Below are 16,304 nucleotides of genomic sequence, written 5' to 3' on the forward strand. Positions count from 1 at the left end.
CGATGTTATGAGGTACAGTAATCGAAATGTTCCTTGAGAGTGTTGTCCCATGAAAAGCCTGAAAAATGGGGATTATAGCGTGAAAAATGGTTTTCCCATTACCAATTACCCATTACCCATTACCGCGCGAAGCGCTGTAACAAGCGGGCAAGATGCCCGCACTCCTTAATTAGGGTGTTTCCGAAACTCTCAGGTTTTCCAAGATCCTTGCTCGCACTCTAACAACCGATTTAAAATCCCTACATCCTCTTCTTGATTACTCTGACGCACTTTCTCTTCCATGCCCACATTCACCAACTCTAGCATTAAGCGTACGGCAAAGGCTTCTTCAACCTCATCTTCTAGGGTTTCTGGATCTAAATCTTCTAAGTTTTCTAGATAGGACTTGAGATGATTTCCTTCAAACCGTTCCATGAGTTGATTAATGACAAAAATTTGCTCAGGACGAGCCGTTTTCATGACGGTAGCGATGGGTTGTTTCAAGATGTCTTGAATCTCTTCTTGCGATGCTTTTTGACGGAGCCAATTTTCTGAAGTCGAGAGGGGTAAATCAATCGATTCATTATCGACTTTAGCAAAGGCATGGGCTTCCCTGTAGGAGATGCGACCATCTTGATTATAATCGGCGGAAGGGGCTGTTTCTCCGGTGCGCTTCTGACCACTTAAGCCCGCGAAAAAACTAGAGCTATAGTCTTTGTAGTCTGCTTCATTGACTTCTGGAGTGCAACCGACAGAGGGTAGGGTTTCTACGGTGGCGAAAAAACCGCATCGAGTTTGCAGGGCGACTGGATTTTGGGAATTGCCGCCTTCATAAATCATATTGGCAAAGGAGCCAGAATAGCACTGAGCCATCATGGTGACGACGGGCTTTTTGGCAGGTATGAGGTCTAACAGTTGGGTGAATTCTTGGACACTGACTTGTTGTCTATTCCATAATAAAAAGGTGTTGTTTTCAGTGTTGTCTTGATTTTGTAAGCCATGGCCGGTAAAATAAAGAAATAAACTGCGATCGATGGATTGGGCGAGGGGAGAATTAAACCAATCCACCAAGTTGTTTAAGGTTGAAGAGCCGTTTAAGAAGGGGATTTTGGGTACTTTGAATTGTTCTTCATCGTTTTCATCTAAATAACGCACAGTGGGCTGGCCATCATTGCCATTGGCGAAGAAAAAAGAAGCATCCTGTTCTGGGTTGTAGCCTAAATGTTGCATCACCCGTTGAAAGTAAAGGACATTTTTTTCTAAGGCAATTTCATTGGTGGCAGGATTGGCCCCGCCAGCAATGACGAGAAAGTTGGGGGGTTGACTCAGAGCTTGGCAAGAGGTTGATGGAGTGGGAATGGGGACACCAGGGGGAGAACCAAGGGCTAGGGCAGATAAAGGAGTCAGGGTAGCAGACAATAGATAAGACCAAAACATAACCGGAAACTCTGAGCAAATGATGTCATGATTCCCATTGTGCCCAAAATTGTCCGGAGGGGGAAGCCCAATCTTAGGAAGGAAGGAGCCAAAGCCTGTAGCATAGGAAAGGACGTGCTGATGGAACTCGATTATGACCGATCGCCGATCGCCCTCAAGTAAGGAAAATCCCTATTTCAAGCGCCTACAGCTCTATCTGTATCTCACCCCTGTCGTCGGATTTTTCCCCGCCCTATGGACGCTTTATCGGAAAAAAGGCGATCGCCAAACCCAAGTTACCTGTCGGTTAGCCGTCGTACTTGCCCTCAGTTGGGCGATCGCCATCAGCTTCCTCAACACCACCGCCAACGCCTCCGAAAGCCTGCATCTCCCCTTGCTCATCACTAGCAGCACCATCACCTCCGGCTACTTCTTCCTTAATGTTTGGTTAATGATTCGCCTATGGCGACACCAAAACATCCACATTCCAGGGGTTTCTCAATTGGGCGATCGCCTGCCCTAACCGGAACAAAACCCCACCCCAACCATCAGGAGGTATCAACCAGTGGTGAGAAACGCAATAATATGTAACAATTGCGGCTGAATCCCAAACCAGAAGACTTTCAAGCGCTTCTAACTTAAAAGTTCTAATTAAAGTGTGAGGAAATCCGTGTCCATCCATCAACGCTCCAATCGCAAGATACCCGTCAAATCCTACCCCCAACCCGTCCCCAGACCCGTTGGAAGTGGTTTGCGATGGCTCTCCATTGGACTAGGACTAACGGGGATTGCCCTCTTATCGGCGACTGCCGGGGCCCTGTTAGCCGTTTCTTTAATTAGCACCCCCTTAATGCAAAGCAAGCTCACCCCAGAAGAAGCTGCCGTATTTGGCCAAGGGGAAAAAATCTCATCGGGTAACAACCTACAACTGCCCGAACTCACCCGCCCCGTCAACATCATGATCCTAGGGGTCAAAGTCCTCACCTCCGACCTAGACACCCCCCCCGAAGAAATCACCGATCTCGGATATCATGCCCTCGTCAACTCCTTTGACGGCCTCAGCGACACCATGCTCATGCTGCGGTTTGAACCCAGCACCCATAAAGTCACTCTCCTCTCCATTCCCCGTGACACTCGCACCTGGGTCGAAGGCCACGGCCTCGTCAAAATCAACGCCGCTAACTACCATGGTGGCCCAGCCTTAAGCGCCAGTTCCATCAGCGAACTACTCGGAGGAGTCGGTATCGATCGCTATGTTCGTATCAACGTCCAAGGAATTGAAAAACTGATCGATGCCTTGGGAGGAGTCACCGTCCATGTTCCCAAGGACATGAAATACCAAGATGATAGCCAACATCTCTACATCAATCTCAAAGCCGGAACCCAACACCTAAACGGTTCCCAAGCCCTACAATTTCTGCGCTACCGTTACGACAACCTAGGCGATATTGGGCGCATTCAACGGCAACAGATGTTTGTGCGAGCCATGATTGAGCAAACCCTCAGTCCAGCCACCCTAGGGAGATTGCCCAAAATCCTCTCCATTGTTCGCTCCCATATTGACACCAACTTAAGCGTAGAAGAGTTACTCGCCCTGGCCAACTTTGCCGGTCAGACCGATCGCTCTAAAATGCAGATGTTACTCTTACCCGGACGCTTTAGCGAACCGGAAGAATTTGATGCCAGTTACTGGGTTCCCTACTACAGTAGTATTGACGCACTCATGGCCGAGCATTTTGATTTTGGCTATGACGGCTATGAGGACTATAGCGATTATGAGATCGATCCCACCCACTTGGCGATCGCCATTCAAGACACCACCGGCCAACTCGAATCCGTCGATCAACTCTACACTTGGCTAGAAACCCAAGGCTACTATAACCTCTACGCCACCGACTCCTGGAGCGACCCCCTCAACACCACCCGCATCATTGCCCAAGACGGCAACATCGAAAACGCCAGAGCCATTCGCAACGTTCTCGGATTCGGAGAAGTGCGAGTCGAAAGCACCGGCAACTTACAATCCGATGTCACCATTCAACTCGGCCAAGACTGGTTAACCCAAATGGTTACCGAACCGATTATCGACTCCTCCTCCTATGAGAGCTATCCTGAATCCGAACCCTATTCAACTTGGTAATGGGAGATAGGGGGATAGGGAAACATTCCGGACGTAGCGATTACCCATTACCAATTACCCATGACCTATTACCCATTACCCACTACTGCTGTATTGTAATAAAGAGGTGAAAAACGACTGCCCAACTAATCAAACTCCTACGGAACTCTCTATGGCTATTGGATATCTTGCCTTTGTTCTTCATGCCCATCTCCCTTTTGTGCGTCATCCAGAAAGTAACTATGTACTCGAAGAAGAATGGCTCTACGAAGCAATTACAGAAACCTATATTCCCTTAATTCATGTTTTTGAAGGACTCAAACGGGATGGGGTAGACTTCAAATTAACCATGAGCTTAACCCCCCCTCTTGTTTCGATGCTCATGGACCCCCTTTTACAAGAACGCTACGATCATCATTTAGCCACCCTGCAAGAATTAATTGAAAAAGAAATCGATCGGTATAAATTTCACGGACACTTAAAATATTTAGCGGAATTTTATGCTAAAGAATTTGCCAATACGCGCTCGACTTGGGAAAGATATCAAGGCAACTTAATTGCTGCCTTTAAGCAATTTCAAGACAGTAACAATCTCGATATTATCACCTGCGGCGCGACCCATGGTTACTTCCCCTTAATGAGGATGCGACCGGAAACCGTTTGGGCCCAAATTAAAGTCGCCTGCGATCATTATCAAGATGTTTTTGGCCAACTGCCTAGGGGAATTTGGTTACCCGAATGTGCCTATTATGAAGGGGTAGAAAAACTCCTCGCCGATGCCGGATTGCGCTATTTTCTCATTGATGGCCATGGGATTATGTACGCTCGTCCCCGTCCCCGGTTCGGAACCTATGCCCCCATTTTTACCGAAACCGGAGTCGCCGCATTTGGTCGAGATCATGAATCCTCCCAGCAAGTTTGGTCATCTCAAGTCGGTTATCCTGGAGCGCCAGAATATCGAGAGTTTTATAAAGATTTGGGTTGGGAAGCCGAATATGAATATATTAAACCCTATATTTTGCCCAATGGACAACGGAAAAATATTGGTATTAAATATCATAGAATTACCGGCCGAAGCTTAGGATTATCGGAAAAAGAACTCTACGATCCCTATTGGGCCAGGGAAAAAACCGCCGAACATGCAGGAAACTTCATGTTTAATCGGGAATATCAGGTGCAACATTTGTACCGGATTATGCAGCGACCGCCCATTATTTTATCCCCCTATGATGCCGAATTATTTGGTCATTGGTGGTATGAAGGGCCGTGGTTTTTAGATTATATCTATCGCAAAACCTGGTTCGATCAAAATACCTATGCCATGACCCATTTATCCGATTATTTAAATGCTTATCCGACTCAGCAAGTGTGCCGTCCAGCCCAATCGAGTTGGGGGTATAAGGGCTTTCATGAATATTGGTTGAATGAAACCAATAGCTGGATTTATCCCCACTTGCATAAGGCTGCCGATCGCATGGTAGAGTTAAGCATACGCGAAGCAGGCGATCGCCTGGAAGAAAAAGCCATTAACCAATGTGCCAGAGAACTCCTATTAGCGCAATCTTCAGATTGGGCGTTTATCATGCGGAGCGGAACCATGGTTCCCTACGCCAATAGGCGCACCAAATCCCATCTCATGCGCTTTAATAAACTCTATGACGATGTAATAGCCGGAACCGTTGATAGTGGTTGGTTAGAAAAAGTCGAACATATGGACAATATTTTCCCCAACATTGACTATCGCGTATATCGACCGCGCTAGAGTCTGGAGAGAGGAGGATAAAAAAGTCCCCCTTTTTAAGGGAGATTTAGGGGGATCGAGAATTTTTAATTGATCTGAGGAGTTAAGATGACTCATTTGACTCTCGACCTAGAAACCGTCAATTTGACTGATGAGCAATATTATCAGTTGTGCATCAGAAATAAGCATCTTCGCTTTGAACGCAATGCTCATGGGGATTTAGTTATTATGCCTCCCGCCGGTGATGAAACCAGTAATCGTAATGCTGGACTAACCGCCCAAGTTTGGCTGTGGAATGAAGAGCAACAATTAGGCATAGTCTTTGACTCTTCAGCCGGTTTTACATTACCTAACGGGGCAAAAAGATCTCCCGATACCTCTTGGATTCCTCTAGAAAAATGGGAAAACATACCTCCGGAAGAACGAGAAAAATTTAGCAATATTTGTCCTGATTTTGTAGTCGAGTTAATGTCCCCAAGCGATGCATTGAAAACCACCCAAGAAAAAATGCAGGAATATTTGGACAATGGAGCAAAATTGGGTTGGCTGATCGATCGAAAGAAGAAACGAGTAGAAATTTATAGACCCGATCGCGATGTAGAACCATTAGACCATCCTTCCACATTGTCAGGAGAACAAATCTTACCCGGATTTGTTTTGCAATTAAGCAAAATTTGGTAACATCTGTTGCTTGAGCCGTAGACTCTACCGCGCTTTGAATTTCGATCGCCAAATGGATTTAGAAATAACTGGATATGAGTTTTTTACGACTGGCTTGCAGATGGATCGGAGAAACGGAATCGGTCGGGTTTTGATGCAAAACTTCCTGAAAATAGTCGATCGCCGATTGAAATTGTTGTTGATTTAAAGCTTGTAACCCTTGTTCAAAAATATCTTTGGTTTGCACAATTCCAGGATCTAACACTTGTTCCTGTGTCCCCAAGATTTCATATAAGTAAATTCCCTTTTGTTTGCCGCGAGGAATGGCAAAGTCGATGCAACGTAGGAGGAAATAATCGGGATCGGGATACTGTTGCTGTATGGCATCAATCACAGCTTTACTGGCGATCGCCGTACACCCATAGACTTTCGTTAACCCCTCAATCCGTGCGGCTGTATTAACCACATCTCCAATCACCGTAGAATCCATACGGCGATCGCCCCCCAGAGTGCCGAGAATGCCTACCCCAGTGTGCAAACCAATACCAATTTTAATCGGCTCTTGCAATCCCAAAGCCTGACAATTTTGATTAAACTCCTGGAGTCGTTGACGCATGATCACGGCGGCTTGCAGAGCATCAGCGCTATGATGGTGGGGGCGATCGAAAACCGCCATAATCGCATCCCCTAAAAACTTATCAATAAACCCATGATGACTAGAAATGGCTTCACTCATCTGGGTAAAAAAAACATTTAACCAAGCAAAAGTTTCTTGAGCCGCTTGGTTTTCGGCAATCTCAGTAAAATCGCGAATATCACAAAACAAAATTGTTAGCTCTTCTTCTATCCCATTCCCCAATTGAATTGAGTCTAAACCTTGGGGCGCAATCCGTCGCAAATATTGTTCTGGTACAAATAAATGAAACTTTTCCGAGAGATTCTCATTAATTGTCCAAGCGGCTGATAACTGTTTTTGACTGCGCTCTTCAAGTTGCTGCCTTGCTTTGTTCTGACGTAAGCGAGACAAGCGCAAAATACTCGATATCTTCGTCAGCAACAACTCCGTATCAATGGGCTTGGTAATATAATCATCCCCCATCAAATCTAGCGCCTTGAGCCGAGAATCATCATCATCAAGGGCTGTCAAAAAAATAATCGGAACCCCTTGCAGAACCTCATCTTCGCGCAACCGACGGCAGACCTCATAGCCATCCATCCCTGGCATCATAATATCTAAGAGAATCAAATCAGGATGCATCTGAGCTGCTAAACTCAAGGCCTGCTCGCCGGAACTCGCGGCTTGAAGTTGATACCCTTCGAGATCGAGTAACTCTTCGAGTAAAAAAATATTACTCGGATCGTCATCCACGATCAAAATGTGTTCCACAGGATTTTGCATCTGTTAGTTCCCAACCGGCCTCACCCAAATTGTGTTGCAGCCTATTTCAATGCGATGCCCCCAACTGTTGGATTAGCTTCCGACAGAAAAAACTAATCCTTCCTGCTCTTAATTATTAACGATCTATTCTCTACAATCAACAATTAACGATCGCCTACCCCTCCTGATGCTGAACCTGTTGAATGGCTTCGATCACCTCCTCAAACTCCAGAGGCTTACTCAAATAGCCATCTGCTCCCGCTTCCAGACACTGCTCGCGATCGCCAGCCATAGCCATTGCAGTCACAACAATCACCGGAACCTCTTTCCACAAGGCATGGGCTTTCAAGCGCCTAACCAACTCTAAACCATCCACTTCGGGCAACTGTACATCCATCAAAATTAATTGCGGTAAATTTTCCCGTCTCACCAACGGAGACTCAATGGTATGCACCATCATTTGACCATCAGCGATCAATTCCACGCTGTAGCCTTCCAACTCCAGGATCTCAGAAATCAAAGCTTGATTATAGGGTTGGTCTTCCACAACTAAGACTCGCTTCCCATTCACTGCTTTAGGAGGATCGCCAATGGGAGGCCCGCCTTCATCCATCTCCTGTTCCTCGGTAGATAAACGACTCATTCCGGTCAGGGGTAACCAGACTCGAAATATACTGCCTTTTCCCTCTTGGGACTCAAAGGAGAGGGTTCCGCCATGGAGTTCGGCTAGTCGCTTAGTGAGGGAAAGACCCAAACCGGTTCCTTCATGACGACGGGTTAAAGACGAGTCAATTTGTTGAAAGGGACGAAAGAGTAAATGTTGTTGATCTTCAGGAATACCAATGCCTGTATCTTGCACTTCTAGACAAATATAGGGGGTACTCTGGTTAACGGGAGAGCGATCGCAGCGATGTTCTCGGACTAATTCTTGCCCATAGCCTAATCTACCCTTGAGTTTAATCCGTCCTTCTTCTGGAGTAAACTTGACCGCATTGGAGAGCAGGTTGACCACAATTTGGCGGATACGCCGTTCATCCAGCAGGGCCCGATCTAAGCGATAATCCAGTTCTAGGGAGAGAAGTTGCCGTTTTTTATCCGCACGGGGTTGGATCATCTTCAGGCAATCCGTACATAGCTCATGAATGCCCAGAACTTGTAGATCTAGTTCCGTTTTACCGGCTTCTATTTTCGATAAATCTAGGATTTCATTGATCAGAGAGAGTAAATGTCTGCCGCTAGAGGCGATCGCCTTCACATGATTTTGTTGCCGTTCATTCAGTTTACCAGAGCGCTGCCGCAGCAATAAATCTGAAAATCCCAAAATACTATTGAGCGGCGTTCGCAGTTCATGGGACATGGAAGCCAGAAACTCCGATTTCAGTTGCGAAGCTCGTTCTAAATCCTGATTAATTTCATGCAGCTTTTCTTGTGCTGTAGCCCGCTCAATCGCCACACCCAACGTCCGACAGGCCGCTTGGAGCATATCCTGTTGGGGAGAAATTTGGAGTTGGTGCAAATTCTTTGATTCTAAGGTTAACACCCCAATGACCCGACCATCAGAGGTGGGAATGGGAAAAATCCCCACTTGGCCAATGCTGGGATGGCGGAAAATTTCTAAGGCTTGGGGATGGTTGCAGTAGTCTTCAATAAATAAAGGTTCTCCGGTACGCACGACTTCCCAGAGCAGTCCTTGACCTTGGGGAACCCCTTGTTGTAATAAAGATTCCATTTCCATCACCACGGGATCGCCACAACTGGCGATAAATTGACCAGAAATATTATTGGTGAGCGGGCCAGCCAGTTGTTCCTCTCCTTCACCGCTAATCACTTTGATATCCCCAAAAGCCGAGTCCATGGTGTCTATCAGGTAATTAAGGGCATATTTACCAATTTCTTTCAGAGACGTTGAAGTTTGTAGCCGTTCATTCAGACCTAACAGGAACCGTAGGCGCTTGACCTCTTCATTTAAGCTTGATTGCATCAGAGCCGCATGTTTGAGGGCTTGGCGATCGCGGGTGACATCGCGGAAAATCAGTAAGCGTCCTTGATTGGAGGTGACGGTCGTTGAGATTTCTAAGTGAATACCATTGGATTGTTCTACTTCAATAGCTACATCCATGTTTTCCGATCCCATAATTCTGGATTTGAGTTCCTGACATTGTTCTAAATGCCAGTAGCCTTGCTGGATGAGGTAGCTAATCACGGTTTCAATATGGGGCTGTTTTTGCAGACAGTGAAGGTCAACTTCCCACAACCCCGCCAGCTTATGGTTAAACAAGACCAAATGGTGGGAAGCGTCGAATAGGGCGATCGCATTGTCCACCTGAGACAAAATTAATTCTTGTTCTTCCTGGAGAAGCTTTAGATCCATAGAGGTTTGCTCTCGGTCAACGGATTTGGGGGATGCAAGCATGGCAGTATCTTCCCAATGTACTCAACTGATGCTTTCCATCTTTACATAACTTAATATTTTCTTGAGTGAGGGAGATCCAGTGGCGATCGCGATCTCGATCACAGCCCATACTTTACAAAAATCCATAAAACCATAAGATTAGTAACTAAAATTAGTGAATTTTGATATGAATTCCCGAAAAAGTTAAGAAAACATCAATCCCCAATTAAACAACCAAAAGCTTGTCAAAAAAGACTGATAAAATTTACTGAAAATCTTTATAAAATTTTGGGATTTTCATCTCATTAAGCGGTTCAATAGAATCTATAAGACCACCCAAGATTCAACACAGACTATGCAATCTTCCGTCGCCCCTTCCACCTCAGACAAAAAAAACGCCCCTGGCAAACCTGCGGCCAAAGACAAACGCTTCAAAGCCCTAGATGTGACCATGAAGCGCAATCAATATCGCCAAGATGCCCTGATTGAAATCCTTCACAAAGCCCAAGGAGCCTTTGGTTATCTCGAAGAAGAAGTCCTAGAATACATCGCCCATAACCTCAAACTCCCCCTGAGTCGAGTCTACGGAGTCGCCACCTTCTATCATCTCTTCTCCCTCAAACCCTCTGGCGCTCATACCTGCGTCGTTTGCATGGGAACCGCCTGCTACGTCAAAGGAGGAGACAAAGTTTTAGCCGCCTTAGAAGAACATACCGGCGTTCATTCTGGAGAAACCACTCCCGACGGACAAGTTTCCCTCGTTACCGCCCGGTGTATCGGAGCTTGTGGCATTGCCCCTGCTGTAGTTTTTGATGGCAAAGTCGCCCCCCAACAAACCCCGGAATCCGTGATTGAGCGGATCAAAGGCTGGCAAGAGTAGGAGATAGGGAGACACGGGGACACGGAGACACGGGGACACGGGGACACGGGGACGCGGGGACGCGGGGACGCGGGGACGCGGGGACGCGGGGACGCGGAGAAATACTCTATTGCCTTTTGCCTTTTGCCTTTTGCCTCTTGCCTATTCCCCCATTCCCCATTCCCCCATTCCCCCACTCCCCCACAAAACCTAATTACGGAGAACATTTATGGAATTTAGCGAACTACAAGAACTCGCCGCACAAGAAAAACAAGCCCAGAAACCCACCAGAGTCCATTGCTGTACCTCAACGGGATGTCAAGCCGCCCAATCTTTAGCCGTCAAAAAAGGCATGGAACAAGCCGTTAAAGACCAAGGGTTGCAAGAGGAGGTGCAAGTAGTTGGGGTTGGCTGCATGGGATTTTGCGGTCAAGGGCCCATTGTTCAGATCGATTCAGAATCCTCAGAAGCGGCGGATGGACTGTACTACGAAAAAGTCACTCCAGAGCAGAGCCACTCCATTATTGAAGGCTTAAAGGGAGCAGAAGTGACGGCCAATCAAGGTGATGCCAATCATCCGTTCTTTAGTCGTCAATTCCAAATTGTGCGGGAATACAGTGGTAAAATCGACCCCGAAAAAATTGGTGACTACCTAGCTATGGGCGGCTATCAGTCCCTGTATCATGCCGTCTATGAAATGTCTCCAGAAGATGTAATCGCAGAAATTACCAAAGCGGGACTCCGGGGACGGGGGGGGGCAGGTTATCCTACGGGGTTGAAATGGGCGACCATGGCCAAAATGCCTCCCGGACAAAAATACGTCATCTGTAACGCTGATGAAGGCGATCCAGGAGCATTTATGGATCGCTCAGTTTTAGAGAGCGACCCCCATCGTATTTTAGAAGGAATGGCGATCGCCGGATACGCCGTCGGAGCAAACCAAGGCTACATCTACGTCCGCGCCGAATATCCCCTCGCCATCAGCCGCCTCGAAAAAGCCATCAAACAAGCCAAACGGCAAGGCTTCCTCGGCTCCAGCATCCTCGGATCGCCCATTGACTTCAACATTGATATTCGCGTCGGCGCGGGAGCCTTCGTCTGCGGCGAAGAAACCGCCCTCATCGCCTCCATCGACGGTGGACGGGGTGTACCCCGTCCCCGTCCCCCCTATCCTGCCGTTTCCGGACTCTGGGAAAAACCCACCCTCATCAACAACGTGGAAACCCTAGGGAACATCGCCCCCATTATCCGCAACGGTGCAGACTGGTTTGCCAGCATCGGCACAGAAAAAAGCAAAGGCACAAAAATCTTCTCCCTCACCGGAAAAGTGTGCAACAACGGCTTAATTGAAGTTCCCATGGGCATTACCTTACGGGAAATCGTGGAAGTCATGGGCGGCGGAGTCCCCGATGGCGGTAAAGTCAAAGCCGTACAAACCGGCGGCCCCTCTGGCGGTTGCATTCCCGCCGAATATATGGATACCCCTGTAGATTACGACTCCCTGACCAAACTCGGCTCCATGATGGGGTCAGGGGGAATGGTGGTCATGGATGAATCAACTAACATGGTACAAGTGGCTCAGTTCTACATGGAATTTTGTCAGGAAGAATCCTGTGGTAAATGCATTCCCTGCCGCACCGGAACTGTGCAAATGTACGAACTGTTGACCAAAGTGATTAAAGGAAAAGCCAAACCTGAAGACCTGGAAAAACTCGAACACCTGTGTCAGATGGTGCGGGTAACCAGCTTATGCGGGTTAGGCATGAGTGCCCCCAACCCGGTGTTGAGTACCCTGCGCTATTTCAAATCTGAGTATGAGGAGTTTTTGGCTCTCAAGGCTTAACCCTCAATCCATAATAAGGGCGGGTTTACCAACCCTATGGCCTTTCCACCTAAATCTCGGTATTCATGTCCACGAAGTGGAAACCCGCCCCTACCCCACGTTGCCTCAAAAGGAGTGAAATTAATTAATTTATGTTTTGCGAACAATGCGAACAAACCGCTAGTGGTCAAGGATGTCACCAATGGGGCGCTTGTGGGAAAAGTCCAGCCGTCAATGGCGTGCAAGATCTCTTGGTGTATTGTCTGAGAAGCTTGGCTCCCGTCGCTCTGAAAGCGGGAGAATTAGGATTACCGACCTTAGAAGTCGATCGCTTTACCTGTGAAGCGCTGTTTACTACCATGACGAATGTTAACTTTGACAAGCGCTATTTTGCCAATTTAATTCGTCATGCGATCGCCCTACGGGAAGACCTCAAAACTCAAATTGCCCAAGTGACGACCGTTGAATGGCCCGAAATTGCCCAATATCAACCCGACTTTACCGGAAGTTTAGTCGAACAAGGGGAAAATCTCACGGCTCGCTTGCTAGAGTCAGCCAAAGGCAACCCCGATATCTTTGCCCTCAAACTGCTGGTACTCTATGGAGCTAAAGGCATGGCTTCCTATGCCTTCCATGCCTATGAACTCGGTCAAGAAGACCCAGAGGTTTATCAGTTCTGCCATGAAGCCTTACATGCGATCGATCGCCATAACTTGAGCTTAGAGGAGTGGGTAGCCTTAGCGCTAAAAGTGGGAGAAATGAACCTGAAAGCCATGGCCTGCTTAGATGCCGGTCATACCCAAACCTATGGTCATCCCGTACCCACCACCGTTCCGCTCAACCCCAAACCGGGTAAGGCGATCCTAGTTTCGGGTCATGACATTAAGCAACTGGCAGCCCTGCTGGAACAAACCTTAGACAGTGACATTACGGTTTATACCCATGGCGAGCTGCTCCCAGCCCATGGCTATCCCCAGCTCAAAGAACGCTATCCCCATTTGTACGGTCACTATGGCACAGCCTGGCAAAATCAGACCCGCGACTTTGCCAAATTCCCCGGCCCGGTGGTCATTACCACCAACTGCCTGATGCCTCCCCATGAAACCTATGAGGAGCATCTGTATACTGTCGGCCCTGTTGGTTTTCCCGGCATTATCCATTTACCAACGATTGATGACACGGTGGACTATAGTTTGGTGATTTCTAGAGCCAAAACCATGAAAGGCTTTACGGAAGAAACCGAACCGCGCCAGGTGATGACGGGGTTTGCTCGCAATGCCGTATTAAGTGTGAGTGACACGATTATTGATGCGGTGAAACAGGGCAAAATTCGCCATTTCTTCCTGGTGGGCGGCTGTGATGGGGCGAAACCCGATCGCAACTACTATACGGAATTTGTGGAAAAAGTACCCCAAGATTGTGTGGTGATGACCCTGGCTTGTGGTAAATTCCGCTTCTTTGACCAGCAACTGGGAACCATTGGGGATATCCCCCGCTTATTGGATGTGGGTCAATGTAATGATGCCTATTCTGCCATTCAAATTGCCTTGGGGTTAGCCAATGCGTTTGAGATGGATGTGAATCAACTGCCCTTGTCTATGGTGTTGTCTTGGTATGAGCAAAAGGCGATCGCCGTTCTGCTGACTTTACTCTATTTGGGCATTAAAGATATCCGCCTGGGGCCCACCCTACCGGCGTTCTTGACTCCCAATGTGTTTAAGTTGCTTGCGGATACCTATAACCTGCAACCTATTTCTACCCCAGATGAAGATCTGGCAGCTTGTTTGACTGGGAGATAGGGAGATGGGGGGATAGGGAGATGGGGAGATTACCCATGACCCATGACCCATTACCTATGCTACCATATAGATGGTGTATAGATGCTGTGCCATGACTTCCAAACGCAAGTTAGTCACCTTTAAGACCGACGAAAAGCTCTGGAAAGACTTCAAAGCCGTTTGTGGCAAAACGACAGCGACAGAAGCGTTTATCAGCTTTATGGTTCGCTGTGTCGAACAGGGGGCGCTGCCCTCCAATCAACCCACCCCCGAACAGCACGCAGCCCTAGAGCAAAGGGTCACTACCCTAGAAACTCTAGTGATTCAAGGGCAGGAACAACTCTCGCAGTTAACCCAAGACATCAATCAACTTCAAAGTCATTTGGCCAGTGATTTGTCCGAAAAATAAGCGCAGTTAATAAAGGAGTTTAAAACCATGCTGACTACCGAACCAAGCATTTTAGTTGTCTACAACATTTTAAGCGATTTAAAAACCATCTTAGGTCTTTTGCAAGAGAGTGGTTACTCAGTCCAAACTGTATCCTATAGACAGGGACGATCCACTAAAACCTTAAAAGATCCCCCTGATTTAATCTTGATCGATCGCCGGGGCGAGCATCCAGCCGATCTCGCTTGGATCGAATCCTTATGTCGTCAAGCCGTCCAGGAATCTATCCCTATGCTGGCGATGACCACCCTAGAAGATTTAATGGATCGTTATTCCTTTTATCACGATTATCAAATCGATTATGTACTCTACACCTTTGAAGCCGAAGAATTATTATCGCGGCTAGAAACTCATCTGCAAGTTTCCGATCAATTCCAAGACATTCAGCTCCAAGAAGACAACTGTTATTCCCCTTCGGTTATAGCGAATGACGAACCCCTAGAATTAACCTGGATCGATCGCCTCAATCATGAGATTCGCACGCCCTTGCATGGGATTTTAGGTCATATCCAAATGCTCTATCGTGAGTCAGATCTAACACCACAACAACACTCTCACTTACGAATGATTGAAACCTGTAGTCATCAGGTTTTGCAAAGTATGCATCGAATGCTTCATCCCACGGAAAGGGATAATTTCCGGGAAGGGCAGACCTTAGAATCTCAAATCTCAGCAGACGATCTCCTGGATGCTTCCCAGATTCCTCCGAGTCATGAACTCATTACCCTATATCATGCAGCTCAAATTGGCGATATTGAGGTGATTGAGGAAGAAAGTTTGCGGCTAAAATGTTTAAATCCTGGTTATTCTGGGTTTGCCGATCGCATTCTAGAGTTGGCTCAACAGTTTGAAGACCAGGCAATCCTGAAGCTGATTGGCCAATGTACTACCCTAGAAAAACTCGTCAGTTGAGGGGTGAGGATCTGGCGATCGAGGGTAGAATAAGCAAGGCCGTTGTATCGCATCTTTGAGTAACGCTTGATAATCTTGATTACTGATGATATAAGCGCCGAATCGGGCTAAATGGGGGTTCATCATTTGCGCGTCGAAAAGCAAAAAGTGGCGATCGCGCAACCACTCCACTAATTTAACCATGGCCACCTTAGAGCCATCGGGAATCCGAAAAAACATGGATTCCCCAATAAACGCTCCCCCAATAGCCAGGCCTAAAATGCCGCCGGCTAGAGTCTCATCTTGCCAAGTTTCAAAACTATGGGCCCATCCAGCGCGGTGGAGAGCGTAATAAATGGTTTTCAGTTCTGGGGAAATCCAGGTTGAGGGGCGATCGGCACACCCTTCTACAACGGCTTCAAAATCGCGGTTAATGGCAACGGAAAAGCGGTTTTGATTCAGAACTCGTTGCAGGGATTTCGGATATCGAAAGCGATCGTCGAGGGGGATTAGGGTACGAGCATTACTCGAATACCAGCCTAGAGTCGAGGAACCTTCTTCATCCTCATCCTCCGCCATCAAGAACAGGCCTTGGCGATATCCGTCAATGATTAAGGGGATATCATAATCCATAATAGTCGATTATAATGCATCAATCTGAAGGCAAAAGCAGATCTGCTGTCAGCACCCCGCTCTAAAGAGACGGCGGCTCACTGCCTCATTAATTTAGGTATGCTGACCCGGTTAAGTGCTTCGCGCACTACGTTATCGGCAAGCGTTAAAGTTCTTACCTTGGAATGCCTCGCCAGTTCTGAGCTTCT

14 protein-coding genes are annotated in these 16,304 nt (G+C 47.4%); 10 read left to right on the forward strand and 4 right to left on the reverse strand.

The window, feature by feature from the left end; translation table 11 throughout:
* Nucleotides 1-189: 189 nt before the first annotated feature.
* A complete protein-coding gene (locus PJF56_RS02125) occupies nucleotides 190-1,416 on the reverse strand; it encodes a hypothetical protein (RefSeq protein WP_283760986.1) in 1,227 nt (408 codons plus the stop codon).
* Nucleotides 1,417-1,443: 27 nt separating this feature from the next.
* Here PJF56_RS02125 and PJF56_RS02130 point away from each other — a divergent pair, with 27 nt between their 5' ends.
* The 5 genes from PJF56_RS02130 (at nucleotide 1,444) to PJF56_RS02150 (ending at nucleotide 5,936) form a co-directional block, all read left to right on the forward strand.
* A complete protein-coding gene (locus tag PJF56_RS02130) occupies nucleotides 1,444-1,578 on the forward strand; it encodes a hypothetical protein (protein ID WP_283760987.1) in 135 nt (44 codons plus the stop codon).
* Nucleotides 1,550-1,918 carry a hypothetical protein gene (locus tag PJF56_RS02135; RefSeq protein ID WP_283760988.1) on the forward strand — a complete coding sequence of 123 codons (369 nt, stop codon included), beginning with the start codon at nucleotides 1,550-1,552 and terminating at the stop codon, nucleotides 1,916-1,918. The genes PJF56_RS02130 and PJF56_RS02135 overlap by 29 nt, the downstream gene beginning before the upstream one ends.
* 147 nt (nucleotides 1,919-2,065) lie before the next feature.
* On the forward strand, nucleotides 2,066-3,535 hold the full coding sequence (locus PJF56_RS02140; protein ID WP_283760989.1) for an LCP family protein: 1,470 nt from the start codon (nucleotides 2,066-2,068) through the stop codon (nucleotides 3,533-3,535).
* Nucleotides 3,536-3,686: 151 nt separating this feature from the next.
* On the forward strand, nucleotides 3,687-5,276 hold the full coding sequence (locus PJF56_RS02145; RefSeq protein WP_283760990.1) for a glycoside hydrolase family 57 protein: 1,590 nt from the start codon (nucleotides 3,687-3,689) through the stop codon (nucleotides 5,274-5,276).
* Nucleotides 5,277-5,363: 87 nt separating this feature from the next.
* Nucleotides 5,364-5,936, forward strand: a complete 573-nt coding sequence (locus PJF56_RS02150) for a Uma2 family endonuclease (RefSeq protein ID WP_283760991.1) — start codon at nucleotides 5,364-5,366, stop codon at nucleotides 5,934-5,936.
* A gap of 58 nt (nucleotides 5,937-5,994) precedes the next feature.
* Here the strand turns inward: PJF56_RS02150 and PJF56_RS02155 are convergent, their stop codons facing one another.
* On the reverse strand, nucleotides 5,995-7,314 hold the full coding sequence (locus tag PJF56_RS02155; protein ID WP_283760992.1) for an adenylate/guanylate cyclase domain-containing protein: 1,320 nt from the start codon (nucleotides 7,312-7,314) through the stop codon (nucleotides 5,995-5,997).
* A 154-nt stretch (nucleotides 7,315-7,468) separates the two neighbouring features.
* Entirely contained in the window at nucleotides 7,469-9,706 is a 2,238-nt protein-coding gene (locus PJF56_RS02160; protein ID WP_283760993.1) for a hybrid sensor histidine kinase/response regulator, read from the reverse strand.
* A gap of 334 nt (nucleotides 9,707-10,040) precedes the next feature.
* Here PJF56_RS02160 and hoxE point away from each other — a divergent pair, with 334 nt between their 5' ends.
* The 5 genes from hoxE (at nucleotide 10,041) to PJF56_RS02185 (ending at nucleotide 15,504) form a co-directional block, all read left to right on the forward strand.
* On the forward strand, nucleotides 10,041-10,565 hold the full coding sequence (hoxE, locus tag PJF56_RS02165) for a bidirectional hydrogenase complex protein HoxE (RefSeq protein ID WP_283760994.1): 525 nt from the start codon (nucleotides 10,041-10,043) through the stop codon (nucleotides 10,563-10,565).
* Nucleotides 10,566-10,773: 208 nt separating this feature from the next.
* Complete coding sequence (locus PJF56_RS02170) at nucleotides 10,774-12,387, forward strand: NuoF family protein (protein ID WP_283760995.1); 1,614 nt, start codon at nucleotides 10,774-10,776, stop codon at nucleotides 12,385-12,387.
* A gap of 131 nt (nucleotides 12,388-12,518) precedes the next feature.
* Entirely contained in the window at nucleotides 12,519-14,165 is a 1,647-nt protein-coding gene (gene hcp, locus PJF56_RS02175; RefSeq protein WP_283760996.1) for a hydroxylamine reductase, read from the forward strand.
* Nucleotides 14,166-14,256: 91 nt separating this feature from the next.
* The gene (locus PJF56_RS02180) at nucleotides 14,257-14,553 is read left to right on the forward strand and encodes a hypothetical protein (protein WP_283760997.1); all 297 of its coding nucleotides are present in this window, start codon (nucleotides 14,257-14,259) and stop codon (nucleotides 14,551-14,553) included.
* A gap of 27 nt (nucleotides 14,554-14,580) precedes the next feature.
* Complete coding sequence (locus PJF56_RS02185; protein ID WP_283760998.1) at nucleotides 14,581-15,504, forward strand: histidine kinase dimerization/phospho-acceptor domain-containing protein; 924 nt, start codon at nucleotides 14,581-14,583, stop codon at nucleotides 15,502-15,504.
* Here PJF56_RS02185 and aat read toward each other — a convergent pair.
* Nucleotides 15,484-16,116, reverse strand: coding sequence for a leucyl/phenylalanyl-tRNA--protein transferase (gene aat, locus PJF56_RS02190; RefSeq protein WP_283760999.1), 633 nt, complete (start codon nucleotides 16,114-16,116; stop codon nucleotides 15,484-15,486). The two genes, PJF56_RS02185 and aat, sit on opposite strands and share 21 nt — an antisense overlap.
* Nucleotides 16,117-16,304: the final 188 nt, after the last annotated feature.

It is taken from the genome of Roseofilum halophilum BLCC-M91, from assembly GCF_030068445.1.
In the GTDB taxonomy this organism is placed as follows: Bacteria; Cyanobacteriota; Cyanobacteriia; order Cyanobacteriales; family Desertifilaceae; genus Roseofilum; species Roseofilum halophilum.

What these genes read in the sequence shown, in the direction of transcription:
- hoxE (WP_283760994.1), top strand. Translation starts at nt 10,041, where the DNA reads ATGCAATCTTCCGTCGCCCCTTCCACCTCAGACAAAAAAAACGCCCCT.
- PJF56_RS02130 (WP_283760987.1), top strand. Translation starts at nt 1,444, where the DNA reads ATGATTCCCATTGTGCCCAAAATTGTCCGGAGGGGGAAGCCCAATCTT.
- PJF56_RS02170 (WP_283760995.1), top strand. Translation starts at nt 10,774, where the DNA reads ATGGAATTTAGCGAACTACAAGAACTCGCCGCACAAGAAAAACAAGCC.
- PJF56_RS02185 (WP_283760998.1), top strand. Translation starts at nt 14,581, where the DNA reads ATGCTGACTACCGAACCAAGCATTTTAGTTGTCTACAACATTTTAAGC.
- aat (WP_283760999.1), bottom strand. Translation starts at nt 16,116, where the DNA reads ATGGATTATGATATCCCCTTAATCATTGACGGATATCGCCAAGGCCTG.
- PJF56_RS02150 (WP_283760991.1), top strand. Translation starts at nt 5,364, where the DNA reads ATGACTCATTTGACTCTCGACCTAGAAACCGTCAATTTGACTGATGAG.
- PJF56_RS02160 (WP_283760993.1), bottom strand. Translation starts at nt 9,706, where the DNA reads ATGCTTGCATCCCCCAAATCCGTTGACCGAGAGCAAACCTCTATGGAT.
- PJF56_RS02180 (WP_283760997.1), top strand. Translation starts at nt 14,257, where the DNA reads ATGACTTCCAAACGCAAGTTAGTCACCTTTAAGACCGACGAAAAGCTC.
- hcp (WP_283760996.1), top strand. Translation starts at nt 12,519, where the DNA reads ATGTTTTGCGAACAATGCGAACAAACCGCTAGTGGTCAAGGATGTCAC.
- PJF56_RS02145 (WP_283760990.1), top strand. Translation starts at nt 3,687, where the DNA reads ATGGCTATTGGATATCTTGCCTTTGTTCTTCATGCCCATCTCCCTTTT.
- PJF56_RS02155 (WP_283760992.1), bottom strand. Translation starts at nt 7,314, where the DNA reads ATGCAAAATCCTGTGGAACACATTTTGATCGTGGATGACGATCCGAGT.
- PJF56_RS02135 (WP_283760988.1), top strand. Translation starts at nt 1,550, where the DNA reads ATGACCGATCGCCGATCGCCCTCAAGTAAGGAAAATCCCTATTTCAAG.
- PJF56_RS02125 (WP_283760986.1), bottom strand. Translation starts at nt 1,416, where the DNA reads ATGTTTTGGTCTTATCTATTGTCTGCTACCCTGACTCCTTTATCTGCC.